Source organism: Streptomyces sp. NPDC006458 (genome assembly GCF_040612135.1).
Classification (GTDB): Bacteria; Actinomycetota; Actinomycetes; order Streptomycetales; family Streptomycetaceae; genus Streptomyces.
The window spans coordinates 76,449-101,354 of record NZ_JBEXPR010000018.1 but is presented as its reverse complement, the minus strand read 5'-3'; the positions used below and the strand labels follow the sequence as shown (position 1 = coordinate 101,354).

18 protein-coding genes, 1 tRNA gene and 2 pseudogenes are annotated in these 24,906 nt (G+C 69.7%); 10 read left to right on the top strand and 11 right to left on the bottom strand.

All coding sequences use genetic code 11. The features are described 5' to 3' along the window. Nucleotides 1-732 precede the first annotated feature (732 nt). From ABZZ79_RS24270 to ABZZ79_RS24250, 5 genes are all read left to right on the top strand, one after another. Nucleotides 733-1,965 (top strand): branched-chain amino acid ABC transporter substrate-binding protein, encoded by a 1,233-nt coding sequence (locus ABZZ79_RS24270; protein ID WP_356691935.1) that lies wholly within the window; start codon nucleotides 733-735, stop codon nucleotides 1,963-1,965. A gap of 112 nt (nucleotides 1,966-2,077) precedes the next feature. Beyond that, on the top strand, nucleotides 2,078-3,007 hold the full coding sequence (locus ABZZ79_RS24265; RefSeq protein WP_356691933.1) for a branched-chain amino acid ABC transporter permease: 930 nt from the start codon (nucleotides 2,078-2,080) through the stop codon (nucleotides 3,005-3,007). A 5-nt stretch (nucleotides 3,008-3,012) separates the two neighbouring features. Further along, nucleotides 3,013-4,818, top strand: coding sequence for a branched-chain amino acid ABC transporter permease (locus tag ABZZ79_RS24260; RefSeq protein WP_356691931.1), 1,806 nt, complete (start codon nucleotides 3,013-3,015; stop codon nucleotides 4,816-4,818). Further along, nucleotides 4,815-5,681 (top strand): ABC transporter ATP-binding protein, encoded by an 867-nt coding sequence (locus tag ABZZ79_RS24255; protein ID WP_356692065.1) that lies wholly within the window; start codon nucleotides 4,815-4,817, stop codon nucleotides 5,679-5,681. The genes ABZZ79_RS24260 and ABZZ79_RS24255 overlap by 4 nt, the downstream gene beginning before the upstream one ends. After that, nucleotides 5,678-6,394 carry an ABC transporter ATP-binding protein gene (locus ABZZ79_RS24250; protein ID WP_356691929.1) on the top strand — a complete coding sequence of 239 codons (717 nt, stop codon included), beginning with the start codon at nucleotides 5,678-5,680 and terminating at the stop codon, nucleotides 6,392-6,394. Before ABZZ79_RS24255 ends, ABZZ79_RS24250 begins: the two co-directional genes overlap by 4 nt. A gap of 107 nt (nucleotides 6,395-6,501) precedes the next feature. Here the strand turns inward: ABZZ79_RS24250 and ABZZ79_RS24245 are convergent, their stop codons facing one another. Further along, nucleotides 6,502-7,170 carry a response regulator gene (locus ABZZ79_RS24245; protein WP_356691927.1) on the bottom strand — a complete coding sequence of 223 codons (669 nt, stop codon included), beginning with the start codon at nucleotides 7,168-7,170 and terminating at the stop codon, nucleotides 6,502-6,504. A gap of 101 nt (nucleotides 7,171-7,271) precedes the next feature. Here ABZZ79_RS24245 and ABZZ79_RS24240 point away from each other — a divergent pair. Continuing rightward, nucleotides 7,272-7,344 (top strand) — tRNA-Leu (locus ABZZ79_RS24240). A gap of 265 nt (nucleotides 7,345-7,609) precedes the next feature. Here ABZZ79_RS24240 and pyk read toward each other — a convergent pair. Both pyk and ABZZ79_RS24230 read right to left on the bottom strand, forming a co-directional pair. Next, nucleotides 7,610-9,040 (bottom strand): pyruvate kinase, encoded by a 1,431-nt coding sequence (pyk, locus tag ABZZ79_RS24235; RefSeq protein WP_356691925.1) that lies wholly within the window; start codon nucleotides 9,038-9,040, stop codon nucleotides 7,610-7,612. A 205-nt stretch (nucleotides 9,041-9,245) separates the two neighbouring features. Continuing rightward, a complete protein-coding gene (locus tag ABZZ79_RS24230; protein ID WP_356691923.1) occupies nucleotides 9,246-9,962 on the bottom strand; it encodes an SIMPL domain-containing protein in 717 nt (238 codons plus the stop codon). Between the two features lie 168 nt (nucleotides 9,963-10,130). Between ABZZ79_RS24230 and ABZZ79_RS24225 the strand changes: the two genes are divergently transcribed. After that, nucleotides 10,131-11,942 (top strand): 5'-nucleotidase C-terminal domain-containing protein, encoded by a 1,812-nt coding sequence (locus ABZZ79_RS24225; protein WP_356691921.1) that lies wholly within the window; start codon nucleotides 10,131-10,133, stop codon nucleotides 11,940-11,942. Nucleotides 11,943-12,007: 65 nt separating this feature from the next. Here the strand turns inward: ABZZ79_RS24225 and ABZZ79_RS24220 are convergent, their stop codons facing one another. From ABZZ79_RS24220 to ABZZ79_RS24195, 6 genes and pseudogenes are all read right to left on the bottom strand, one after another. Further along, the gene (locus ABZZ79_RS24220; protein WP_356691920.1) at nucleotides 12,008-13,429 is read right to left on the bottom strand and encodes a SidA/IucD/PvdA family monooxygenase; all 1,422 of its coding nucleotides are present in this window, start codon (nucleotides 13,427-13,429) and stop codon (nucleotides 12,008-12,010) included. Further along, on the bottom strand, nucleotides 13,426-14,793 hold the full coding sequence (locus ABZZ79_RS24215; protein WP_356691918.1) for an aminotransferase class V-fold PLP-dependent enzyme: 1,368 nt from the start codon (nucleotides 14,791-14,793) through the stop codon (nucleotides 13,426-13,428). The genes ABZZ79_RS24220 and ABZZ79_RS24215 overlap by 4 nt, the downstream gene beginning before the upstream one ends. A 284-nt stretch (nucleotides 14,794-15,077) precedes the next feature. Then, nucleotides 15,078-17,573, bottom strand: a complete 2,496-nt coding sequence (gene pepN, locus ABZZ79_RS24210; RefSeq protein WP_356691916.1) for an aminopeptidase N — start codon at nucleotides 17,571-17,573, stop codon at nucleotides 15,078-15,080. 131 nt (nucleotides 17,574-17,704) lie between these two features. Beyond that, the gene (locus tag ABZZ79_RS24205) at nucleotides 17,705-18,223 is read right to left on the bottom strand and encodes a response regulator (protein ID WP_356691914.1); all 519 of its coding nucleotides are present in this window, start codon (nucleotides 18,221-18,223) and stop codon (nucleotides 17,705-17,707) included. 133 nt (nucleotides 18,224-18,356) lie between these two features. Further along, a complete protein-coding gene (locus tag ABZZ79_RS24200) occupies nucleotides 18,357-18,707 on the bottom strand; it encodes a chorismate mutase (RefSeq protein ID WP_356691912.1) in 351 nt (116 codons plus the stop codon). Nucleotides 18,708-19,109: 402 nt separating this feature from the next. Continuing rightward, nucleotides 19,110-19,313, bottom strand: a pseudogene (locus ABZZ79_RS24195) (GNAT family N-acetyltransferase); the annotation flags it as partial. Nucleotides 19,314-19,660: 347 nt separating this feature from the next. Between ABZZ79_RS24195 and ABZZ79_RS24190 the strand changes: the two are divergent. Further along, complete coding sequence (locus tag ABZZ79_RS24190) at nucleotides 19,661-20,554, top strand: hypothetical protein (protein WP_356691910.1); 894 nt, start codon at nucleotides 19,661-19,663, stop codon at nucleotides 20,552-20,554. A 255-nt stretch (nucleotides 20,555-20,809) separates the two neighbouring features. After that, nucleotides 20,810-21,154 (top strand): annotated as a pseudogene (locus tag ABZZ79_RS24185) (acyl-CoA dehydrogenase family protein); the annotation flags it as partial. On the opposite strand, the gene ABZZ79_RS24180 reads toward ABZZ79_RS24185, so the two are convergent. Further along, nucleotides 21,135-22,862, bottom strand: coding sequence for a cytochrome bc complex cytochrome b subunit (locus ABZZ79_RS24180; protein WP_356691908.1), 1,728 nt, complete (start codon nucleotides 22,860-22,862; stop codon nucleotides 21,135-21,137). The pseudogene ABZZ79_RS24185 and the gene ABZZ79_RS24180 overlap by 20 nt on opposite strands. Before the next feature lie 84 nt (nucleotides 22,863-22,946). After that, on the bottom strand, nucleotides 22,947-23,669 hold the full coding sequence (locus ABZZ79_RS24175) for a VWA domain-containing protein (RefSeq protein WP_356691906.1): 723 nt from the start codon (nucleotides 23,667-23,669) through the stop codon (nucleotides 22,947-22,949). Between the two features lie 120 nt (nucleotides 23,670-23,789). Here ABZZ79_RS24175 and ABZZ79_RS24170 point away from each other — a divergent pair, with 120 nt between their 5' ends. Then, on the top strand, nucleotides 23,790-24,707 hold the full coding sequence (locus ABZZ79_RS24170; protein ID WP_356691904.1) for a chitosanase: 918 nt from the start codon (nucleotides 23,790-23,792) through the stop codon (nucleotides 24,705-24,707). Nucleotides 24,708-24,906 lie beyond the last annotated feature (199 nt).

Below are 24,906 nucleotides of genomic sequence, written 5' to 3'. Positions count from 1 at the left end.
TCAACGGCTCGAACGGCTCGAAGGCTCAACGGCTCGACCAACCGACCCCCGCCCACCCCACCCCCGCGCCTCACGAATCACCACCACCCGCGAGACGCAAACACCTCCCCAGGAACCCCAACTGTCCACCGCTGACAGCGACCTGACACGCCGTCCGGTAAATTCGGAGCGCTCCGCCCCGGCACTCACCAGCCGCGGACGCGGACCGTCACCGGAGCGAGGCCGAATTCGCCGCCCGGATTCCCGCACCCGGTGATCGAATGCGGAAAAGTGTCCCAGAACGCCGGACCCCCTTTCTCGTCCGTAACCCTCCGTAATTCACAAGCAATCAAGACAACCGGAATCCGATCAACGAAGGGATGCTCCCAAATGACCCGAACGTGACATAATCCCCGACCTTCTCAGGCCTGAAGTAGCCTCCGGCAACAAAGCGTGTCAGTGCCAAAACAGTGGAACGGTACTGCTTTCCACGGACGCGCACCCTGCACATTCTCACTATGCGGACACGGCGAACCGGTCAGAATTCGCCCGTTCCGCCCACGGTGTCGCGCTCTGCGATACTCCGCGGCATAACAAGAGAGTCACAGCCTTGGCCAGACCACTGCTGCATTTCCGTGCACCCGCCTAGAGTCACGGCCAGTCACCGCGCCACCGGATTCGAAGGCACTTCGGTCCAGCGCTCGACTCGGCGTCTTCCACAGGGAACCGCTGTGCCAGGGAAAGGACTGACTCGTGCGTCAACGTTCGCTCATAGCCATCACCGCAGCGCTCGCGGCGGGATCGCTCACCCTCACCGCCTGCGGGTCGCGCGACGACAAGGGCGGCGACAGTGGCTCCGGAGACAAGACCACTGTTGTGATCGGCGTCGACGCCCCGCTGACGGGCGACCTGTCGGCCCTCGGCCTCGGCATCAAGAACTCCGCCGACCTCGCGGCCAAGACGGCCAACGAGCAGGAGTACGTCGAGGGCATCGAGTTCAAGATCGAGCCCCTCGACGACCAGGCCCAGCCCTCCGTCGGCCAGCAGAACGCCCAGAAGTTCATCAGCAACAAGGACGTCCTCGGTGTCGTCGGCCCGCTGAACTCCAGCGTCTCCCAGCAGATGCAGAAGCCGTTCAACGACGCAGGCCTCACCCAGGTCTCCCCGGCCAACACCGGCACCGAGCTGACCCAGGGCGACGGCTGGAAGACCGGCAACTCGGTCCGTCCGTTCAAGACTTACTTCCGTACCGCCACCACGGACGAGATCCAGGGCGCCTTCGCCGCCGACTACCTGTACAACCAGGCGAAGAAGACCAAGGTCTACCTGATCGACGACCAGAAGACCTACGGCGCGGGCCTGGCCGCCTCCTTCAAGGAGAACTTCACCAAGCTCGGCGGCAAGATCGTGGGCTCCGACCACGTCAACCCCGACGACCGCGACTTCAACTCCGTCGTGGCCAAGATCAAGAAGACCGGCGCCGAGGCCCTCTACTACGGCGGCGAGTACCCGGCCGCCGCGCCCCTGAGCCAGCAGCTCAAGGACAGCGGCCAGAACATCCCGCTCATGGGCGGCGACGGCATCGTCTCCACCGACTACCCCGAGCTCAACAAGAAGGCCGCGGGCGACCTCGGCACCTCTGTCGGTGAGCCGGTCGAGAAGCTGGAGTCGGCCAAGAAGTTCCTCGCCGGCTACAAGGCCGCGGGCTACAGCGACCCGTACCAGGTCTACGGCGGTCTGACCTACGACGCCACCTGGGCCATCATCGAGGCCGTCAAGCTGGCGGTCGAGGGGAACGACGGCAAGCTGCCGTCCGACGCCCGCAAGGTCGTCCTCGACAACATGAGCAAGATCAAGTTCGACGGCGTCACCGGTGCCATCTCCTTCGACGAGTTCGGTGACACCACGAACCACACGATGACCGCCTACAAGATCGAGAACAACACGTGGGCGCCCGCGTTCAGCGGGCAGCCGAAGGTGGGCTGACCGGGGGACGAGTAAACAGACCCCACTCACACATTGATCCAGGCCGCGCGGGAAGCGCCCACCAGCGCTCCCGCGCGGCGCCATATCCGAACCACTCCACGGAGGCCCTGCGGTGAACGAACTGCCGCAACAGCTGGCCAATGGACTCATCCTCGGCGCGATGTACGGACTCATCGCGATCGGCTACACGATGGTCTACGGCATCGTCCAGCTCATCAACTTCGCCCACGGCGAGATCTTCATGGTCGGGGGCTTCGGTGCCCTCACCGTCTGGCTTGTGCTCCCTGACGGCTTCGGGCTCGGCGCCGCCGTCCCGCTCATGATCATCGGCGGAATCCTCGTCTCGGTCGCGGTCGCGACCGCGGCGGAACGGTTCGCCTACCGGCCGCTGCGCACCGCGCCACGACTGGCCCCCCTCATCACCGCCATCGGCCTCTCCATCGTCCTCCAGCAGGCCGTGTGGATGTGGTACCCGGACGCCAAGAAGGACCACCCCTTCCCGCAGTTCCAGGGCGACCCCTTCGACATCCTCGGCGCGACCATCCAGCGCGGTGACGTCTTCGTCCTGATCGCCGCCCCGGTCTGCATGGTCGCCCTCGGGTTTTTCGTCAACAAGACCCGCTCCGGCCGCGGTATGCAGGCCACCGCCCAGGACCCCGACACCGCCAAGCTCATGGGCGTCAACACCGACCGCATCATCGTCATGGCCTTCGCCATCGGTGCCGCGTTCGCCGCCATCGCGGCCGTCGCGTACGGCCTGAAGAACGGCCAGGTCGGTTTCCGCATGGGCTTCCTGATGGGCCTCAAGGCGTTCACCGCCGCCGTCCTCGGCGGAATCGGCAACATCTACGGCGCCATGCTGGGCGGTCTCGTCCTCGGCGTCACCGAGTCGCTCGCCACCGGCTACGTCGGCGACATCCCCGGCATGGAACTGTTCGGCGGCGGCGCCTGGAAGGACGTGTGGGCGTTCACCCTGCTCATCCTCGTCCTGCTCTTCAGGCCACAGGGCCTGCTCGGCGAACGCGTCGCGGATCGGGCGTGATACCCATGACGAACACCACCACCACGGAAACCGTCGAGGCCACCACCCCGGAAAACGCCTCGCTCATCCCGCTGCCGTCCGGCGCGGCCCGCGCCATCACCATCCTCGGCTCCGCCACGGCCCTCGCCGGCACCTTCCTCGCCTGGACCTGGACCGACGAGTTCCCCGGCGACCTCACCGTCACGGGCTACCCGGGCGGACTGCAAGTGCTCACGCTCGTGGGAGCACTCATCACGCTGCTGTTCGCCCTCTCCGGCTACGGCATCAAGGGCCTGCGCTGGCTCACCCCCGGCGGCACCAACAGCCCCGTGCTCCTCGCCGCCCTCGGCGTGTTCGGCACTACCGGCTACACCCTCGGCGCCATCGCCTACGAACTCGGCGGCGTCGCCAACTTCGAGCCCGGCGCCTGGGTCTCCGGCATCGGCGCCCTCATCGCCGTCATCGGCGCCCTCGGCCTCCCCACCGACCAGCCCTACGACGACGACGAAAGCCTCTGGGACTTCGTACGCCATGTGTTCGGAGCCCCTGAGCCGCCTCGCGCCAAGGAACTCCCCTCCTGGGCCGAGATCCTGATCATCGCCGCCGGCTTCGGCGTCGGCTTGTACGTGTTCGCGTACGGCATCGGCACCGAGTACTCCGAGCAGTTCATCGGCTACCTGATCATCACCGGCTTCGGCTTCGCCGCGGTCACCCGCGCCGGACTCCTCAAGCGCCTGTCCGCGCTGACCAACAAGCACCGCAACGTCACCACGACGGCGGCGTTCGTGGCCGCGATCTGCTTCCCCTTCACCCAGAGCAACGACCAGTTCGCCCTCATCGGCGCGAACATCCTGATCTTCGCCACGGTCGCCCTGGGCCTCAACGTCGTGGTCGGCCTCGCCGGACTCCTCGACCTGGGATACGTCGCCTTCCTCGGTGTCGGCGCCTACGCCGCCGCGCTGGTCTCCGGCTCGCCGCAGTCCACCATCGGCGTCCAGTTCCCGTTCTGGGCCGCGGTCCTCACCGGCGCCGCCGCCTCGCTGATCTTCGGCGTGGTGATCGGCGCACCGACCCTGCGACTGCGCGGCGACTACCTCGCCATCGTGACGCTCGGCTTCGGTGAGATCTTCCGCATCACCATGAACAACCTCAACGGCAACAGCGGACCGGACGTCACCAACGGCTCCAACGGCATCCCGAACATCCCCGACCTGGACATCTTCGGGTTCAACCTCGGACTGTCGCACAGCGTCCTCGGCCACGAGCTCACCCGCTCCGGCAACTACTACCTGCTGATGCTGCTCTGCACGGCCGTCGTCGTGCTGGTCTTCCGCCGCTCCGCGGAGTCCCGCATCGGCCGCGCCTGGGTCGCCATCCGCGAAGACGAGACCGCCGCCACCGCCATGGGCATCAACGGCTTCCGCCTCAAGCTCCTCGCGTTCGCGCTGGGCGCCTCGCTGGCCGGCCTCGCCGGCACCGTGCAGGCCCACGTCTCCTACAGCGTCACCCCCGAGCAGTACCAGTTCGCCGGCTCCGTGCCGCCCAACTCGGCCTTCCTGCTCGCCGCCGTCATCCTCGGCGGCATGGGCACCATCAGCGGTCCCCTCATCGGTGCCGCGCTGCTCTACCTCATCCCGGCCAAGCTGCAGTTCATGGCCGACTACCAGCTGCTCCTCTTCGGCCTCGCGCTCATGCTCCTGATGCGCTTCCGCCCCGAGGGCCTGGTCGCCGACCGCAGGAAGCAGCTGGAGTTCCACGAGACCGGCCAGCTCGACGTACCGGAGGACAAACCTCTGCCCGACGCAACCGGCGTCGCGAAGGCAGGTGCCTGACCGCCATGACCACCGCAACCACCACCACGACGGTCCTCGACGCCACCAACGTCACCATGCGCTTCGGCGGTCTCACCGCCGTCCGCTCCGTCGACCTCACCGTCAACACCGGCGAGATCGTCGGTCTCATCGGCCCCAACGGCGCCGGCAAGACCACCTTCTTCAACTGCCTCACCGGCCTCTACGTCCCTACCGAGGGCACGGTCAAGTTCAAGGACGTCGTCCTGCCGCCCAAGCCGCACCTGGTCACCCAGGCCGGCATCGCCCGCACCTTCCAGAACATCCGGCTCTTCGCCAACATGACCGTTCTGGAGAACGTGCTGGTCGGACGGCATACCCGCACCAAGGAAGGCCTCTGGTCGGCCCTGCTGCGGCTGCCCAGCTTCCACAAGGCCGAAGCGGCCTCCCGTGAACGCGCCATGGAACTGCTGAAGTTCACCGGACTCGCCGCCAAGGCCGACCACCTCGCCCGCAACCTGCCCTACGGCGAGCAGCGCAAGCTGGAGATCGCCCGGGCCCTCGCGAGTGACCCGGGTCTGCTCCTGCTGGACGAGCCGACCGCCGGCATGAACCCGCAGGAGACCCGCGCGGCCGAGGACCTCATCTTCGCCATCCGGGACAAGGGCATCGCCGTCCTCGTCATCGAGCACGACATCCGGTTCATCATGAACCTCTGCGACCGTGTCGCCGTGCTCGTCCAGGGCGAGAAGATCGTCGAAGGCCCCGCCGAGGTCGTCCAGGCCGACGAGCGCGTCGTCGCCGCCTACCTCGGCACCCCCTTCGAGGGCGCCCCGGGCACGGACGAGGCCAGCGAGGTCGAGGCCGCCGAGGCGCAGAGCACCACAGAAGGGGACGACAAGTGACCGCACTGCTGGAGGTCGAGGACCTCAGGGTCGCCTACGGCAAGATCGAGGCCGTCAAGGGCATCTCGTTCAAGGTCGAAGCGGGCGAGGTCGTCACTCTCATCGGCACCAACGGCGCCGGCAAGACCACCACGCTGCGCACCCTCTCCGGGCTGCTCCAGCCGGTCTCCGGCGACATCCGCTTCGACGGCAAGTCGCTGAAGAAGGTGCCCGCCCACAAGGTCGTCTCGCTCGGACTCGCCCACTCCCCCGAGGGGCGGCACATCTTCCCGCGCATGACGATCGAGGACAACCTCCGCCTCGGCGCCTTCCTGCGCAACGACAAGGAAGCCATCGAGAAGGACATCCAGCGCGCCTACGACCTCTTCCCCATCCTCGGGGAGCGCAGGAAGCAGGCCGCCGGCACCCTCTCGGGCGGTGAGCAGCAGATGCTCGCCATGGGCCGCGCGCTCATGTCCCGGCCCAAGCTCCTGATGCTCGACGAGCCCTCCATGGGTCTGTCGCCGATCATGATGCAGAAGATCATGGCCACCATCCAGGAGCTGAAGTCCCAGGGCACGACGATCCTGCTCATCGAGCAGAACGCCCAGGCCGCGCTCTCCCTCGCGGACCACGGCCACGTCATGGAGGTCGGCCGCATCGTGCTCTCGGGCACGGGACGCGACCTGCTGCACGACGAGTCCGTGCGCAAGGCGTATCTCGGCGAGGACTGAGGTCCTTCGTCCAACGACTGAGGCCCGCGTTCCGGAAGAGCTTCCGGAGCGGGCCTCAGTCACGTGTGGAGGGATCGGGGACTTCTTCCGGGCCCCGGTCTCGGGGCTCAGTCCTTGTCGGCCGCCTTCGCGGCCTTCTTCTCCTCGGCGTCCAGGATGACGGCCTCGGCGACCTGCTGCATGGACATGCGGCGGTCCATGGAGGTCTTCTGGATCCAGCGGAACGCGGCCGGCTCCGTCAGGCCGTACTCCGTCTGCAGGATCGACTTCGCGCGGTCCACCAGCTTGCGGGTCTCCAGGCGCAGAGTGAGGTCGGCGACCTCATTCTCCAGTTCCTTGAGCTGCGTGTACCGGGACACGGCCATCTCGATCGCCGGGACGACGTCGCTCTTGCTGAAGGGCTTCACCAGGTAGGCCATGGCACCGGCGTCCCGCGCCCGCTCGACCAGGTCGCGCTGGGAGAAGGCGGTGAGCATCAGCACCGGGGCGATCGACTCCTCGGTGATCTTCTCGGCCGCGGAGATGCCGTCGAGCTTGGGCATCTTCACATCGAGGATGACCAGGTCCGGCCGGTGCTCGCGGGCCAGCTCCACGGCCTGCTCGCCGTCACCCGCCTCGCCGACGACCGTGTAGCCCTCCTCCTCCAGCATCTCCTTGAGGTCGAGGCGGATCAGCGCCTCGTCCTCGGCGATGACGACACGGGTCGTCAGCGGAGGCACGTGCGACTTGTCGTCGTCGGGCGCGTCTACGGGCTGGGGCGACTCGGGCGCGGTCACGGGGGCTCCTTGTTCAGGGCGGGGTACTGCTGACAAGAGCCTACCTAGCTGCGGTAAGGTGGGGACACGGCGGGTGACCGTCGTCCTTTATTTCCAAGGGAGCCCCGGTAGCCCAGCGGTAGAGGCAATGGTCTCAAACACCATCCAGCGTCGGTTCGAATCCGACCCGGGGTACTTTTCCTCTAAATCCAAGGTCACATCATTCGGCGGATGTTCGCGTTCTCGTGAACATCCGTTTTTCGCGTCGTAGCAACGGAATCACTCACCCGCGTCAGTCACGTGAGCGAACAAACTCGGCACACGAACAATCGCCAGACGAACAATCAGCCCCGCGGGCGCCGGGAGAAGCGAACCAAGGAACAGGAAACCCCGTTGTTCGCATAGCTCCGGTCTAAACCGCTCGATGCCCGCGCCCGGCCCGAGGCGCCGAATTCGCCGGTCAGTGCGAGCCGTCGCCGATGTGGTGCACGCGGACCAGGTTGGTCGTGCCGGACACCCCGGGAGGCGAGCCGGCCGTGATGACGACCGTGTCGCCCTTCTCGCAGCGGCCGTACTTCAGGAGCAGTTCGTCGACCTGGGCGACCATCGCGTCGGTGGTGTCGACGCTCGGCCCGAGGAACGTCTCGGCGCCCCAGGTGAGGCTGAGCTGGGAGCGGGTGGCCGGGTCGGGGGTGAAGGCCAGGAGGGGGATCGGCGAGCGGTAGCGGGACATACGCCGGGCCGTGTCGCCGGACTGGGTGAAGGCGACCAGGAACCGGGCGCCGAGGAAGTCGCCCATCTCCGCCGCCGCGCGGGCCACCGCGCCGCCATGGGTGCGGGGCTTGTTGCGTTCGGTCAGCGGCGGCAGGCCCTTGGCGAGCATGTCCTCCTCGGCCGCCTCGACGATGCGGGCCATCGTCCGGACCGTCTCGACGGGGTGCTTGCCGACGCTCGTCTCGCCGGACAGCATCACCGCGTCGGTGCCGTCCAGGACCGCGTTGGCGACGTCGCTGGCCTCGGCCCTGGTCGGACGCGAGTTCTCGATCATCGAGTCGAGCATCTGGGTCGCCACGATCACCGGCTTGGCGTTGCGCTTGGCCAGCTTGATCGCCCGCTTCTGGACGATCGGCACCTGCTCCAGCGGCATCTCCACGCCGAGGTCGCCCCGCGCGACCATGATGCCGTCGAAGGCGGCGACGATGTCGTCGATGGCCTCGACGGCCTGCGGCTTCTCGACCTTGGCGATGACCGGGAGGCGGCGGCCCTCCTCGGTCATGATCCGGTGCACGTCCTCGGCGTCGCGTCCGCTGCGGACGAAGGAGAGGGCGATGACGTCGAAGCCGGTGCGCAGGGCCCAGCGCAGGTCGTCCTTGTCCTTCTCGGAGAGCGCGGGCACGGAGACGGCGACGCCGGGGAGGTTGAGCCCCTTGTGGTCGGAGATCACGCCGCCTTCGACGACGGTGGTGCGGACGCGGGGGCCGTCGACGGAGGTGACCTCCAGGCAGACCTTGCCGTCGTCCACCAGGATGCGCTCACCGGCGGTGACGTCGGCGGCGAGCCCCTCGTACGTCGTCCCGCACTGATTGCGGTCGCCCTCGGCGCCGTCCTCGACGGTGATGGTGAAGCTGTCGCCTCGTTCGAGGAGTACGGGTCCTTCGGTGAATCGGCCGAGTCGGATCTTCGGGCCTTGAAGGTCGGCGAGGATGCCGACGCTGCGGCCGGTCTCGTCCGCGGCCTTGCGGACGCGGTGGTAACGCTCCTCGTGCTCGGCGTGCGTGCCGTGGCTGAGGTTGAAGCGGGCGACGTCCATTCCGGCTTCGACCAGTGCCTTGATCTGGTCGTACGAGTCGGTGGCGGGGCCCAGGGTACAGACGATCTTTGCTCGGCGCATGCTTCGAGCCTATGCCTTACCGGTGGGTAGAGAATTGGCCGGGCATGACCACTCAACAACCTTTGAGTGAAGGAGCGTTGACAACTGTTGAATTGTGCAGGGGCCCGCTCCGATGAGCATTCCGCCCGGAGTCAAACGCTTCTTTCACCCCTTCTCTCCGCCGTCTCCGCCTTTCCATTCGAATTCCGCTCGACTGCTTGAATTCCTACAGGCGCGGCGGATTCATCGTGAAGCGCGCGTTGACCGTGGCGTACACATGCTGACGCTCGGGTTCGAGGTCGAGGGGCGCGGCGGTGTCGGACTCCGCGGCCACGGCGTAGGCGGCGGAGCGCATCCGGCCGGGCGAGGCCTGGTGGCCCACGGGGTTCTCGGCGCCGACGTCGGCGAGTTCGACCAGCGCGGCCAGGCCGGTCCCGAGCGCCTCTGCGTACTCGCGGGCACGCTGGACGGCCTCGCGCACGGCCTGCCGGCGGGCGTCGCGGTGCGCGGGCGAGTCGGGGCGCAGCGACCACCAGGGTCCGTCGACATGGGTGAGGTCGAGATCGGCGAGCCGGGTGGTGAGTTCGCCGAGGGCGGTGAAGTCGTTGAGCTCGGCGGTGATCCGTACGGCGCCGTGATAGCGGTGCACCCGTTCGCCCCGGCCGTACTTGGTGAGTTCGGGGGTGATCGAGAAGGCGCCGGTCTCCAGGCGTTCGACGGCGTCGCCGTAGGACTTGACGAGGTCGAGGACGGCGGCGTTGCGGTGGGTGAGGTCGTCGAGGGCCGAGCGGCGGTCGCGGCCGCGGGCGCCGACGGTGATGCCGAGGCGGGCGATCTCGGGGTCGACCTCCAGACGGGCCTCGCCCTGGACGGCGATACGGGGCGCGTCGGGGGTGCCGTAGGGGACGGGCGGCTGGGGGTGCGCGGGCTCGGGTGTGGTCATACGTCCCACTCTGTCACCGCGCGGGCGGTTCAAGTCCGTTGATTCACAGGTTGGGTCACCCAATCGCAACCTGCTCGGTCTATTGCGTCTCGCCATGCTCGGGTCAGAATCTACGCGCGCTGTCTACGCGCGTTGTTGCTGTTTCTCGTCGCCGAGGAGAGTTCGAAGATGGCCTTGGACCGCCGGAAGTTTTTGAAGAAGTCCGCCGTGACCGGGGCGGGGGTGGCGCTGGCCGGTACGGCGGCGGCTCCGGCGGCGCAGGCCGCCGAGAGCGCGCCGGCGGCCGAGGGCGGCCGGGAGAAGCGGTATTCGCTGACCGTGATGGGCACCACCGACCTGCACGGCAACGTCTTCAACTGGGACTACTTCAAGGACACCGGGTACACCGACGCGAAGGGCAACGCCAAGGGCCTGGCGCGGATCTCGACCCTGGTGAACCAGGTGCGCGAGGAGAAGGGCCGCTGCAACACACTGCTGCTCGACGCGGGTGACACGATCCAGGGCACCCCGCTGACGTACTACTACGCCAAGGTCGACCCGATCACCGCCGAGGGCGGTCCGGTGCACCCGATGGCGCAGGCCATGAACGCCATCGGGTACGACGCGGTGGCGCTCGGCAACCACGAGTTCAACTACGGCATCGAGACGCTGCGCAAGTTCGAGGAGCAGTGCGACTTCCCGCTGCTGGGCGCGAACGCGGTGGACGCCAAGACGCTGCTGCCGGCCTTCCCGCCGTACTTCATGAAGACCTTCCACGTGAAGGGCGCACGGCCGGTGAAGGTGGCGGTGCTGGGTCTGACGAACCCCGGCATCGCGATCTGGGACAAGGCGTACGTGCAGGGCAGGCTGGCGTTCCCGGGCCTGGAGGAGCAGGCCGCGAAGTGGGTGCCGAAGCTGAAGTCGATGGGCGCGGACGTGGTGATCGTCTCCGCGCACAGCGGTTCGTCGGGCACGTCGTCCTACGGCGACCAGCTGCCGTACGTCGAGAACGCCGCGGCGAACGTGGCGCGGCTGGTGCCGGACATCGACGCGATCCTGGTGGGCCACGCGCACGTGGAGATCCCCGAGCTGAAGGTCGTCAACGAGCGGACCGGCAGGACGGTCGTGCTGTCGGAGCCGCTGTGCTACGCGGAGCGACTGACCCTGTTCGACATCGACCTGGTGTTCCGCAAGGGCCGTTGGGAGGTCGAGTCGGTCGCCGCCTCACTGCGCAACTCGAACACGGTGGCCGACGACCCGAAGATCTCCAGGCTGCTCGACGACGAGCACGCGGCGGTCGTGGAGTACGTCAACCAGGTGGTCGGAACGGCCACCGAAACGCTCACGACGGTCGAAGCGCGCTACAAGGACGCTCCGATCATCGATCTGATCACAAAGGTTCAGGAGGACGTGGCCAAGGCGGCGCTGGCGGGCGGCGAGTACGCCGCGCTGCCGGTGATCTCGCAGGCCTCCCCGTTCTCGCGCACGTCGGAGATCCCGGCGGGCCAGGTGACGATCCGGGACCTGTCGAGCCTGTACGTGTACGACAACACGCTCGTCGCGAAGCTGATGACGGGCGCGCAGGTCAGGGCGTACCTGGAGTACTCGGCGCAGTACTTCGCCCAGACCGCGCCCGGGGCGGCGGTCGACGTGGAGAAGCTGACGAACGCGGCCGGGCGTCCGGACTACAACTACGACTACGTGTCGGGTCTGTCGTACGAGATCGACATCGCCCAGCCGGTGGGTTCGCGGATCAAGAACCTCACATTCGACGGTGCCGCGCTGGACGATGCTCAGAAGTTCGTTTTCGCGGTGAACAACTACCGTGCGAACGGTGGTGGCGCGTTCCCGCACGTGGCGTCGGCGCAGGAGCTGTGGTCGGAGTCGACCGAGATCCGTACGCGGATCGCGGAGTGGGTGACGGCCAAGGGTGTGCTGGACCCGAAGGACTTCGCGTCGGTGGACTGGAAGCTGACGCGTGAGGGCACGCCGGTGTTCTGAGCCGCTGCCTGGGTGGCTGAGGTCCCTGGCGGGGGCTGACGTCCCTGCCCGGGACCCGAGCGGCCTCAGATGCCGTCCGCGAGCGGGGTGAGCGTCCTGGGCGTTCGCGCGGACGGGATCCGGGGCTGCCGTTCCTCCAGGCCGAAGGTGGTGAAGGCGGTGCGAGGGGGCAGGGGGTAGGGCTTCTTGCCCGTCAGGGTGTTGAGGATGGTCGCGCTGCGCCAGGCTGCGAGACCGAGGTCGGGGGCGCCGACACCGTGGGTGTGGCGTTCGGCGTTCTGGACGTGGACGGTGCAGCCGGCGTCACTGACGGAGGAGTCGAGGACGAGCCGGAAGTCCTCGTCGACACGGGGGCGTTCGGCGCTGTCGCGGCGCAGGTAGGGGTCGAGCCCGGCGAGAACGCGGGTGAGCGGGCGTTCGCGGTAGCCGGTGGCGAGGACGACTGCGTCGGTGGTGAGACGGCCGCGGGTGCCCTGCACCCTGTGTTCGAGGTGGAGCTCGATCTTGGTGGTGGCGATGCGCCCCGCGGTGCGGACGTGGACGCCGGGGGTGAGCACGGCGTCGGGCCAGCCGCCGTGCAGGGTGCGGCGGTAGAGCTCGTCGTGGACGGCCGCGATGGTCTCGGCGTCGATGGCCTTGTGCAGCTGCCACTGGGCGGCGACGAGCTTGTCCCGGACCGGCTCGGCGAGCGCGTGGAAGTAGCGGGTGTGGTCGGGGGTGAAGTGCTCCAGGCCGAGCTTGGAGTACTCCATGGGCGCGAAGGCCTCGGTGCGGCCGAGCCAGTGGAGGCGCTCGCGGCCGACGGGGCGGTTGCGGAGCAGATCCAGGAAGATCTCGGCGCCCGACTGACCGGAGCCGATGACGGTGACATGGCCGGCCTTGAGCAGCGCCGCGCGGTGGTCGCGGTAGTCCGCCGCGTGCAGGACGGGCACGCCGGGGGCCTCGACGAGCGGCTTCAGCGGGTCGGGGACGTAGGGCTCGGTGCCGACGCCGAGGACGATGTTCCGGGTGACGGTACGGCCGAGGGCCTCCGCCTCACCGTCGCTGTCGAGCTGGATGTAGTCGACCTCGAAGACCTCGCGTTCGGGGTTGAAGCGGACGCCGTCGACCTGGTGGCGGAAGCGCAGGCCGGGCAGGTTGTCCGCGACCCAGCGGCAGTAGGCGTCGTACTCGGCTCTCTGGATGCGGAAGCGCTCGGCGAAGTAGAACGGGAAGAGCCGGTCGCGGCTCTTGAGGTAGTTGAGGAAGGTCCAGGGACTGGCGGGGTCGACGAGGGTGACCAGGTCGGCGAGGAAGGGCACCTGGAGGGTGGCGCCGTCGATGAGCAGGCCGGGGTGCCAGTGGAAGGCGGGGCGCTGCTCGTAGAAGACGGCGTCGAGTTCGGCGAGCGGGTGGGCCAGGGCGGCGAGGGAGAGGTTGCTGGGGCCGATGCCGATGCCGACGAGGTCGCGCGGGGTGTCGCCGTCGTGGTGTGGGGGGCGGTTCATGGGGCGGTGTGTCCTTCCACGGTCCTGAGCAGCGCGGCCAGGTCGTCGGGCCGGGTGTGGGGATTGAGCAGGGTCGCCTTCAGCCACACACGGCCGTCGGCACGGGCCCGGCCCAGTACGGCGCGGCCGTCGGTGAGCAGGCGGCGGCGTACGGCGGCGACGGCCTCGTCGGTGACGTGCGCGGGCCGGAACAGGACGGTGCTGATGGTCGGCCGGTCGTACAGCTCGAAGGCGGGGTGCGCGGCGACGAGGCCGGCGAACTCCTGGGCGCGGTCGCAGACCTGGTCCACCAGGGCGCCCAGTCCTGAGCGGCCGAGCGTCCTGAGGGTGACGGCCACCTTGAGGATGTCGGGGCGCCGCGTGGTGCGCAGGGACCGGCCGAGCAGGTCGGGCAGGCCCGCCTCGGTGTCGTCGTCGGCGTTGAGGTAGTCGGCCTGCTGGTGCAGGGCCGTGAGGTCGCCCGGTTCGCGTACGGCGAGCAGGCCGACGGCGACCGGCTGCCAGCCGAGTTTGTGCAGATCGAGGGTGACCGTGTGGGCGGCGTCCAGGCCGTCGAGCAGGAAGCGGCGGCGGTCGCTGAACAGAAGCGGTCCGCCGTAGGCGGCGTCGATGTGCAGCCGGGCGCCATGGGCGCTGCACACTGCGGCGATCTCGCCGAGGGGGTCGATGAGCCCGGCGTCGGTGGTGCCGGCGGTGGCGGCGACGAGGTGGGGGCCGGTGACGCTCTTGAGGGCGTCGTCCAGCGCGGCCGGGTCGAGCGTCCCGGCCGGTGCGGGTACGACGACGGGGTCGGGCAGGCCGAGCAGCCAGGCGGCCCGGGTGAGCGAGTGATGGGCGTTCGCGCCGCACACCAGCCGGACGCCGCCGAGTGCCTCGCGGGCGAGGAGCAGGGCGAGCTGGTTGGCCTCGGTGCCGCCGGTCGTGACGAGCGCGTCGCCGCCCTGCCGCCCCGGGTGGACCTCGGCGGCGAGCGCGCGGGTGACCAGGCCTTCGAGGGCGGAGGCGGCCGGGGCCTGGTCCCAGGAGTCGAGGGACGGGTTGAGCACGCTCGCGGCGAGGTCGGCGGCGGTGGCGACGGCGAGCGGCGGGCAGTGCAGATGCGCGACGCACAGCGGCTCGGCGGGGTCGGCGGCGCCCTCCGCGAGGGCCCGCACGAGCGTGCGCAGGGCGTCCGGGTCGCCGTGGTCGGGCAGTACGTCGCCGGCTGCGGCGGCCAGTCGTGCGGCGACCGCGTCGGGCCCGCCCGCGGGCATCGGACCGCCCCGGGCCCGGCGTCCCTCGTCCAGGGCGTCGAGGACGGTGTCGAGCAACGGCCTCAGTGCGCCAAGGCCTTGGGGACCCGAGGCGAGGGGTGGCGTGCTCACGGGCTTCCTCCTCGGGCGCGTCGCGGCGGTGGGTCGCAGCGGGATCCCCAGCTTGTACGGGGACGGGGTGACGCGTCCGGAAAGCCCGACGATCGGAACCCGAAAGGGGGTACTTCCGCGGGGGATGCCGATCGGCTTGGGGGGGTGGGTGGCGTTGGGTGGCGTGGACCCGGGGCACCGTACGACGGCGGCCGGCCGAGCCTCGCCCGGCTGGCCGCCGTCGTACGGCGGTTGCTCCTCGCCCTGTCGTACGGCGGTTGCTCCTCGCCCCTGTCGTAAGGCGGTTACTCCTCGCCCCGGACCCGCAGCGCGCGGGCGAGGTCGTCGAGCTGGTCGACGAGCTTGCGGCGCAGGGCGGGAATGGGCCCGGCCGCGTCGAGGCACCGCTCGCCGAGGCGCAGGGTCTCGGTGTCGACGGCGTGCGTGGGGAAGGCCCAGCGGCCGGCGGCGTCCGCGATGGCGGGCCCACGGCGTTCGGCGAGGGCGACGGCGTCCTCGTAGTAGCGCGGGATGTACGGCCGCACCAGGTCGGCCTGTTCGGGCTGCCAGAAGCCCTGGGCGGTGGCGGTGAACAGGTAGTTGGACAGGTCGTCGCCGCTGAACATCGCCTCCCAGGCGCGGGCCTTGGCCTGCGGGTCGGGCAGGGCGGCGCGGCAGCGGGCGGCGCCCTCCCGGCCGGTGGCGCTGGGGTCGCGTTCGAGCTCGGCGGCGATGGCGGCCTCGTCGGTGGCGCCGAGGACGGCGAGGCGTCCCAGTACGCGCCAGCGCAGCTCGGGGTCGAGTTCGGGTCCGCCGGGCACGGTGCCGTCGGCGAGCCAGGCGGCGATGGTGTCGGGCTGGGCGGCGACGTCGATGTAGTGGCGTACGGCGATCAGGCGCAGGCCGGGGTGGGAGCCGTCCTCGGTGCGGCGGATGAGGTCGCGGCACAGGGAGCCGATGGTGGCCTGGGCGACGGGCCGGGCGTCGCGGCTGAGGTAGCGGTCGGCGATCTGACCGGTGGCGAAACCGAGAACACCCTGGACGAGAGCGAGGTCCGTCTCGTGCGGCAGGTGGGCGCGGGCGGTGTCGAGGTAGGCGGCGGGCGGGAGTTCACCGTCGCGCACGGCGTCCCGGAGGGCGTTCCACACGACCGCGCGGGTGAGGGGTTCGGGCAGGCCCGACAGTCCGGTGCGCAGCACCTCGAAGGACTCGGGGTCGAAGCGGACCTTGGCGTAGGTGAGGTCGCCGTCGTTGAGCAGGAGCAGCGCGGGGCGCTTGCCGATGGGCACGGCGGCGGTGTCGGGGACGTCGAGGTCGAGGCGCTCGCGCAGGGCGAGGTGGCCCTCGTCGGCGTGGTCGCGGTCGTAGAGGCCGACGGCGATGTGGTGGGGGCGGCTGCCGACGCGGTCGACGGTGAGCGTGCAGACGCCGTTCTCGCCGGGGGTGACGCGCGGGGTGAGCGTGTCGACCCCGGTGGTGCGCAGCCAGGCGTCGGCCCAGGCGGGGACGTCGCGGTCGGTGGCGGCGGCGAGGGAGTCGATGAAGTCGGCGAGGGTGGCGTTGCCGAACTTGTGGCGGGAGAAGTGGTTGTTGATGCCGGTGAGGAAGTCCTTCTCACCGAGCCAGGCGACGAGCTGGCGCAGGGCGGAGGCGCCCTTGGCGTAGGAGATGCCGTCGAAGTTGAGCAGCGCGGAGGCGGTGTCGTCGACGGAGTCGGGGGCGACGGGGTGGGTGGAGGGGCGCTGGTCGGCGTCGTAGCCCCAGCCCTTGCGGACGACGCCGAAGTCGGTCCAGGTGTCGGTGAAGCGGGTGGCCTCGGTGAGGGTCTGGTAGCCCATGTACTCGGCGAAGGACTCGTTCAGCCAGATGTCGTCCCACCACTTGAGGGTGACGAGGTCGCCGAACCACATGTGGGCCATCTCGTGGGCGATGACCATCGCGCGGGTCTGGCGCTCGGTGTCGGTGACGGCCGAACGGAACACGAACTCGTCGCGGAAGGTGACGAGCCCGGGGTTCTCCATCGCGCCGGCGTTGAACTCGGGGACGAACGCCTGGTCGTAGGAGTCGAACGGGTAGGGCTCGTCGAACTTCTCGTGGTAGCGGTCGAAGCACGCGCGCGTGACGTCGAGGATTTCGTCGGCGTCGACGTCGAGGTGGGGCGCGAGGGAGCGGCGGCAGTGCAGCGCGAAGGGCAGGCCGCGGTGCTCGGTGCGCACGGAGTGCCAGGGGCCGGCCGCGACGGCGACGAGGTAGGTGGAGATCAGCGGGGTGGGTGCGGCCTCCCAGAGGCCGTCGCCGCGGTGGCGGGTGGTGCTGTTGGCGAGGACGGTCCAGTCCTCGGGCGCCTTGACGGTCAGCTCGAAGACGGCCTTGAGGTCGGGCTGGTCGAAGGCTGCGTAGACGCGCTGGACGTCGTCGAGGAACAGCTGGGTGTAGAGGTAGGTCTCGCCGTCGGTGGGGTCGGTGAAGCGGTGCATGCCCTCGCCGGTGCGCGAGTAGCGCATGGCGGTGTCGATGCTCAGCTCGTGCTCACCGGGGGTGAGGTTCTTCAGGGGCAGCCGGTTGCCGTCGAGGCCGCTGGGGTCGAGGAGCTGTCCGTCGAGGGTGGCGGAGCGCAGCTCGGCGGGCTTGAGCTCGACGAAGGTGTCCGTACGGTCCCGGCCCTCGCGCACCGAGAAGCTGATCCGGGTGCGGGAGTCGAAGGTGTCGTCGCCGGTGGTGAGGTCGAGGTCGACGCGATAGCGGTGGACGTCGAGGAGCTGGGCACGGGTCTGCGCTTCGTCGCGCGTGAGTACGGACATGGACGACATGCTGCCTGATGGCTCCGACGGGGCACAGGGGCGGTTGGCTTCGTGAGCGCACCGTGACGAGCCGATGTGCGCCGTTCGCGCGCTTGTGCGCCGTCCTGGCGCCCGTTGTGCCGGCCCTTCGGCTACGTCCGGTCCTGGGCCGGGGTGACGCGGGACTCGCGCTGCTGGGGGACGAGGGTGTCGCGGTGCGGCGCGGTCGCGACAGGGGCCCCGGTCTCGGCGAGCAGGTCCCGCAGTTGCTGCTGGAGGGCGAGATGGCGCTGGTGGGCCTCGTAGAGGTAGCGGATCTTGGTGCGCAGGGACCACGGGTCGACCGGTTTGGTGATCAGGTCGGCGACGCCGAGACCGAAGGCGGCGGTGGTCAGTTCCTGGTCCGGGCCGAAGCCGGTGAGCAGGACGACCGGGATGTGCTGGGTCTGCTCCAGACGGCGCATGTACCGCACGACCTCCAGGCCCGCCGCCCCGGGTGCGCGGACGTCGAGCAGGAGGAGGCCGACCCTGCCGCGCAGGACCTGTTTGAGCGCTTCGTCGCCGCTGGTGGCACGGGCGATGCGGTGACCGAGGGGGACGAGGGCGCTCTCCAGTGCGTACAGCGTGTCCTCGTGATCGCCGACGATGAGGATCCTGGCATCCGACGCCATGGCCGGACCTCCCTCCCACTGGGTCCGCCAGGGTTGTCCCGGACTGACGCGCTGTGCCCGTCGGCTGACGGGGAGTGCACAGCGCAGCATGCACCGCGCCGGGCGTGGTGTCACGCCCGGGGCGCGTTTTCGGTCAGCCCGTCGTGGCGGGCTGACCGCTGACGGTGTCCTCGGCGATGCGCTCGTGATGGCGGATGACCTCGGCGATGATGAAATTCAGGAACTTCTCCGCGAAGGCCGGATCGAGCTTGGCGTTTTCGGCCAGGGTGCGCAGGCGGGCGATCTGGCGGGCCTCGCGGCCCGGGTCGGCGGGCGGCAGCTGGTGGACGGCCTTGAGGTGGCCGACCTGCTGCGTGGCCTTGAAGCGCTCCGCGAGCATGTGGACGACGGCCGCGTCGATGTTGTCGATGCTGTCGCGCAGCCGCGCGAGCTCCTCGCGCACGGCGGGGTCGACGTCACCGGTTCCGTTCTGGCTGGTGGTCATGAGCGTCCACCCTACGTGGCGGGCGGGGGTCGGATCACCGGCGCATGGGACAAAATCCGGGGCCGCTGGCCGGATCGCGCGCCTTGCCGGCATCGGGGACTCGGGCCGGGCGCACCGTGCGCCGCGGCGGCCCGGCGCTTGCGTCCGGATCCCGCCGGGCGCCCGGAAGCGGGGGCGCGGACGGACGCGCGTCCGGCGGTCGCGGGGCAGGGCGGCGTCCGGGTGGGACGAGCGCGTGTGCGGCGGCCGTCCGAGGGGGTGACGGGCGCCGAGGCAGGTGTGTCTGATCGGTTCTGTTCAGGTTCCGATCTTCTTGTGCAGATGTACGTCCTGATGTCCGCCGGGGATACCGTCCGTGCGGCCGGTCTCGCGGAAGCCGAGGCGGCGGTAGAAGTCAGGGGCCTAGAAGGTGAACGAGGAGACGATCATGTCGGTGCAGCCACGGCGTACGCCCTCCTCCTCGGCGGCGCTCATGAGCCGGCTGCCGAGCCCGGTGCCGCGCGCGTCCTCGCGCACCCACAGCATGTCCACAGCATGTCCACGGCGCACAGACTGCCCCAGAACCATCCGGTGAGCCCGCCGGCCGTCTCGCCGTCGGCGTCCGTGACGGCCACACTGAGCTCCTCCGGCGTGCCGGCCCTCGTGGCGCGCTCGTTGAACGCGGTGAGTTCGTCGTCCAGCCGCTTCTGCAGCGCGTCGTCCTTGCCGCCCACCCGGAGCGCGAAGCCATGGTCATCGGTCACGGCGCGGAGTATGCCAGCGGTTCGCGGGGCGCCGCGAAGGGTTTGTGTGCGCGACCGTCCCCGGCGGGCGACGGTTCTCGGCGGGCGACTGTTCCCGGCGGGCGGCTGATTCCCGGCGCGCAACCGTCCCCGGCCCTCAACCAGGCCGGGGAAAAACCGTTCTTCTCCTCGTAGAGTGGAATTCGGGTTCAGCGTCTTGGGGGTACGGGCGTGGCGAACGGCGGACCGGTCGAGCACGGCTACGCACATCTGGACACGGTGCGGGAGGCCGTCACCGCCCTGTACCGGCGGCTGTCGTACGACACCGTGCGGACGTTCGCGACCAGTGTGGCTCCGGCCGATGTGGCGTTCTGCGACACCGACGACCTGTATCTGGGCACACAGCGCGTCGCCCACGAGCTGGTACGCCATTTCCGGCTGCCGGATGCCCGAATGATCGTGACCTTCCGGGAGATGACCCATGCGGCGAATGTCGAACTGACCTCGGGTCCCGAGTACTTCGTCGAACTCAACGATCGTTTTCGCACGCATCGCCGGGACATCGGCGCGGCGCTCGCGCACGAGATCATGCATGTGTATCTGCACCGGCTCGATCTCGCCTTCGCCGGGACCCGGGGCAACGAGATCCTCACCGACACGGCGACGACCTATCTGGGCGCGGGCTGGCTGCTGCTGGACGCCTACCGGGAGGACGGGGCGTCCTCGCAGAAACTGGGGTACCTCACTCCGGAGGAGTTCGGCTACGTCCTGGCCAAACGGTCGCTGGTGTTCGGTGAGGATCCCTCGACCTGGTTCACCAGCGCGCAGGCGTACACGGCGTACACGAAGGGGCTGGCGCGGGCCCGGCGCGACGAGCAGCAGCCTCCGCTGACGGCCGCGGGCTGGGCGGGCCGCCGCCGCTACGCCCGCGACCGCCGGCACGCCCAGGACCAGGCGCCGGCCGCCGCGCCGGACACGCCCTACTCCTTCACTCCGCAGGAGCGGGGCCCGCTGCGGGTCTCCTTTCCGTGCCCCACGTGCCATCAGCGGATCAGGGTGCCGGTGCGGGGGCGGGTGAGGGCGCGGTGCGGGTTGTGCCGGACGGTGCTGGAGTGCGACACGTGACGGTGGCGGGGCTCATGGTGCGGGACGTGCACGGGCGCTGAGGGAGTGGCGGCGCCCGGTGCCCGTGCGGGTCAGGCCGGGGGGATGACCACCGCCTTGTTTGCGGCGCCGAGCGTGCCCCGGGGGTGATCCGCAGCATCAGGGCGGAGCCGGTGCCGAGCAGTCCGCGGACCCCTGCGCGACGGCACCACCGTCGGCCTCACCTGGAACCGCCCCGTCTCCGCGGTGACGTCCCACGACCCCACGGTCCAGGTGCAGACGGTGGCGGTGTTGCCGCGCAAGCAGTTCGGGGTCCCGGTCGGCTCCTTCCAGGCCGTCAAGCACCGGCTGGCCGACGCCAGGGTCGCGCTGGAGTTCGCCGGCCCCCTGGTCTTCGGCGCGGCGCTCACGATGAGCGACGCGGACGTGGCCGCGGCGAAGGTGAGCGCGTGCGAGGCGGCGTACGGCACCGCGCGGACGGCGCTGCAGTGCCACGGCGCGATCGGCTACACCGCGGAGTACGACCTGTCGCTGTGGCTGACTAGGGCGAGGGCCCTGCGCACCGCTTGGGGCGACCCGGACACCTGCCGGGCCGAGCTGCTCAGTGCCCTTCGCGGGTGATCTCGCGGTACTCCTCGGGCGTGGGCTTCTCGACGTGGTTGTCGGGCCCGTACAGGCTGCGGGCCAGCCGGGCGCGCAGCCGCTGGGAGACCTTGACCCGCCGCCGCACACCGTGGGCGTCGACCCGGGCCCCGATCTCGTAGGGCTCCCGCTGCTCGTGCTGGGTGAGGAGGAAGAGTTGCGCCCGCGAGAGGGGTTCGTGCACCTCGGTGTACTCGCCGTCCGGGAGGCGCTTGATCGTGCCGGACTCCCTGCCGTGGAGCACCTTGTCGCGGTCGCGGTGCTGGAGGCCCATGCAGACGCGTTTGGTGATCATGTAGGCCAGGACGGGGACCACGAACACCGCGACCCGTACGAACCAGGTGATGGTGTTGATGGACAGATACAGATGCGTGGCCACGATGTCGTTGCCGCCGCCGATCAACAGCACGCAGTACAGGCTGAGCCAGGCGACACCGAGCGAGGTGCGCACGGGCGCGTTGCGCGGCCGGTCGAGGATGTGGTGCTCGCGCCGGTCGCCGGTGACCCAGGCCTCCACGAAGGGGTAGACCAGGATCGCCGCCATGATCAGCGGGAAGAGCGCGAACGGGATGAACACACCGAGCGCGAGTGTGTGTCCGAAGGCGTCGATCTCCCATCCCGGCATCACCCGGATCAGCCCCTCGGAGAAGCCGAGGTACCAGTCGGGCTGGGCGCCGGTGGTGACCAGGTCGGGGCGGTAGGGCCCGAACGCCCACACCGGGTTGATCTGGGCGAGGCCGCCGAGCAGGGTGAGCGCACCGAAGACGAGGAAGAAGAAGCCGCCGGCCTTGGCGGTGTAGATCGGCCAGAGGGGCATGCCGACGACCGTGCGCCGGTCGTGGCCGGGACCCGGGTACTGGGTGTGCTTGTGGTAGAAGACGAGGATCAGATGGGCGGCGACCAGGCCCAGCATGATCCCGGGCAGCAGCAGGATGTGGATCGGGTACAGCCGCGGGATGATCTCTTGGCCCGGGAACTCCCCTCCGAAGAGGAAGAACGACAGATACGTCCCGACGATCGGCACCGACAGGATCGCGCCCTGCGCGAAGCGGACGCCGGTGCCGGAGAGCAGGTCGTCGGGGAGGGAGTAGCCGGTCAGTCCGGTGAGCAGGCCCAGCATCAGCAGGGTCCAGCCGAACATCCAGTTCAGCTCGCGGGGCTTGCGGAAGGCGCCGGTGAAGAACACCCGCATCATGTGCACGATCATGCCGGCCACGAAGACCACCGCCGACCAGTGGTGGATCTGCCGGATCAGCAGCCCGCCGCGCACGTCGAAACTGATGTCCAGGGTGGACTCGAAGGCGCGGGTCATGATCACACCGTTGAGCGGGGTGTACGAGCCGTCGTAGACGACCTCGGAGGCGCTGGGCTCGAAGAAGAGGGTGAGGTAGACGCCGGTGAGGATCAGCACGATGAAGCTGTAGAGGCAGACCTCGCCGAGCATGAACGAACCGTGCTCCGGGAACACCTTGCGCAGGTTCGACTTGGCCAGCGGGTAGAGCCCGAGCCGCCCGTCGGCCCAGTCGGCGAGCCGTTCGCCCCGGCCGGGCGGACCGGAGCGCCGCGCGTCCGTGCCCCCGGGCGCAGAACCCGGGAGCCGTGGCACCCCGGGCGCCGCGCCCTTGTCTCCTGACAGGGCCTCACGCCCGGTTCCTGACCCATCGTCCGCCGCTCGTGCGCCGCCCATACGAGCCTCCCGTCGGTCTCCCTCAGGGTGGCACGACCACGCATTCAAGCCAACGTCAGGCGCGCGAACGAGCCGCCGGACGTGTCACGCCCGTGCGATTCCCCGGGCCCGGGCCGCCGCGAGCCACTGCGGGAACTCGCTCACCAGCCGGTCGTACAGGTCGGCGTCGGACACCTTGCGCGGGTCCGTCCCCGCGTGGAAGAACCCGGCGTTGTCCACGTCCCGCTTGCCCGGCACATCCAGCTCGTCCAGCTTGCGCAGGAAGTCGAACTGGCGGCTGCCCGGGTCGCCGAAGCCGATGAACTGCCAGAACAGCGGCAGCCGGGCCGCCTTGCACAGATAGCGCTCGGCGGCGAGCTTGTTGATCGGGCCGCCGTCGGTCTGGAAGACCACAAGAGCCGGGGCCTGCGAGCCGCTGTCGAGATAGTGGTCTATGACGGCGTCCATGGCCAGGTGATAGCTGGTCTTGCCCATGTGCCCGAGCCCGGCGACGATCCGGTCGATCCGGCCGTGGTGGTCGGCGAGCGCGATGTCGGTGACGGCGTCGACATCGGTGGAGAAGAACACCACCGGCACCCGGCCGTCGTCGTCGAAGTGCGCGGACAGTCCGAGCACCCGGTCGGCGAGCGCCTGGACGCTGCCGTTCTGGTAGTAGGGCTTCATGGAGCCGGAGTAGTCGACGACGAGGTAGACCGCGGCGCGCTGGCCGTCCAGTCCGTGCCGCCCGAGCGAGGCACCGGCCGCCTTGTACAGACTGACCAGCGCCGGCGCGGTCTCCTCGACCTTTCTGAGACTGATCGCCGCCATCCCCGAACCCCCCTCGTTCCGAACCGCACCCGAGGCTACGCCACGCGTGCCCCGCAGCCGTGGTGAAAGTGACAGAACTGACGGGAGCGACGGCCTGACCGGGGCCTTACGGTATACGCCATGAAGAAAGCCGCTCTGTTGTTCGCCGCTGTTCCCGTGGTCGTCACCGCCGCCGTATACCTTCTCACGCCCACGGACTCGGACGCCTCCGCGGCGCAGAGCCCTACGGCCATCCAGCAGCTGGCCCGAGACCAGGCCAAGGCGAAGGCCGAGCGGGACGCGGACGCCGCCGAGCGGGCCGCGGACGACAAGGCGATAGCCGCCCTTCCCGCCGGGCTCGCGGCATCGGACAAGAGGGAGCTGGCCCAGCAGATCGTGGCGACGGCCGAGTACTCGACGCTGAACTGGCGCGGCTCCTACGGCTACATCGAGGACCTCAAGGACGGCCAGGGCTACACCGCCGGCGTGATCGGCTTCTGCACGGGCACCCACGACCTGCGTGTCCTGGTGGAGAACTACACCAAGGCCCACCCCGACAACGGCCTGGCCGAGTATCTGCCCGCGCTGCGCGAGGTCGACGGCACGGATTCGCACGAGGGCCTCGACCCGGGCTTCACCGCGGCCTGGCAGGAGGAGGCGAAGGTCCCGGCCTTCCGCGCGGCCCAGAACAGGGAGCGCGACCGCGTCTACTTCGAACCGGCGGTACGTCTGGCCAAGCTGGACGGCCTCGGCACCCTGGGTCAGTTCATCTACTACGACGCGATGGTCCTGCACGGCCCCGACACCGACCCGAACGGCTTCTACGGCATGCGCGAGCGGGCCTTGGCCAAGGTTGATCCGCCCTCCGAGGGCGGGTCGGAGGAGAAGTACCTCGGGGCGTTCCTGGATGTGCGCCGCGCGGCCATGAAGGCCAGGAAGACGGACACGGACACCACCCGTATCGACACCGCCCAGCGGCGGTTCCTCGACTCTGGCAACCTCTCCCTCACGGCCCCCCTCCAGTGGCAGGTGTACGGCGAGACCTACCGCGTGCCGTAGAGCCTGTCGGACAGGCGTGGCGGGTCGGGCGGGAACCGGCCGGGAGGGCCCTACGGCCCCCACTTCTGGTGCAGCACCTTCTCGGCGGGCTTGCCGTGCGGGGTGTAGGCCGGCTCGGCCGGGGTCCGACCGCTGTCCGGCAGTACTGCTGGCGGTCGCGGTGAGCCGCCGCGGGGGGAGCGATCCCGCACCACCGCCC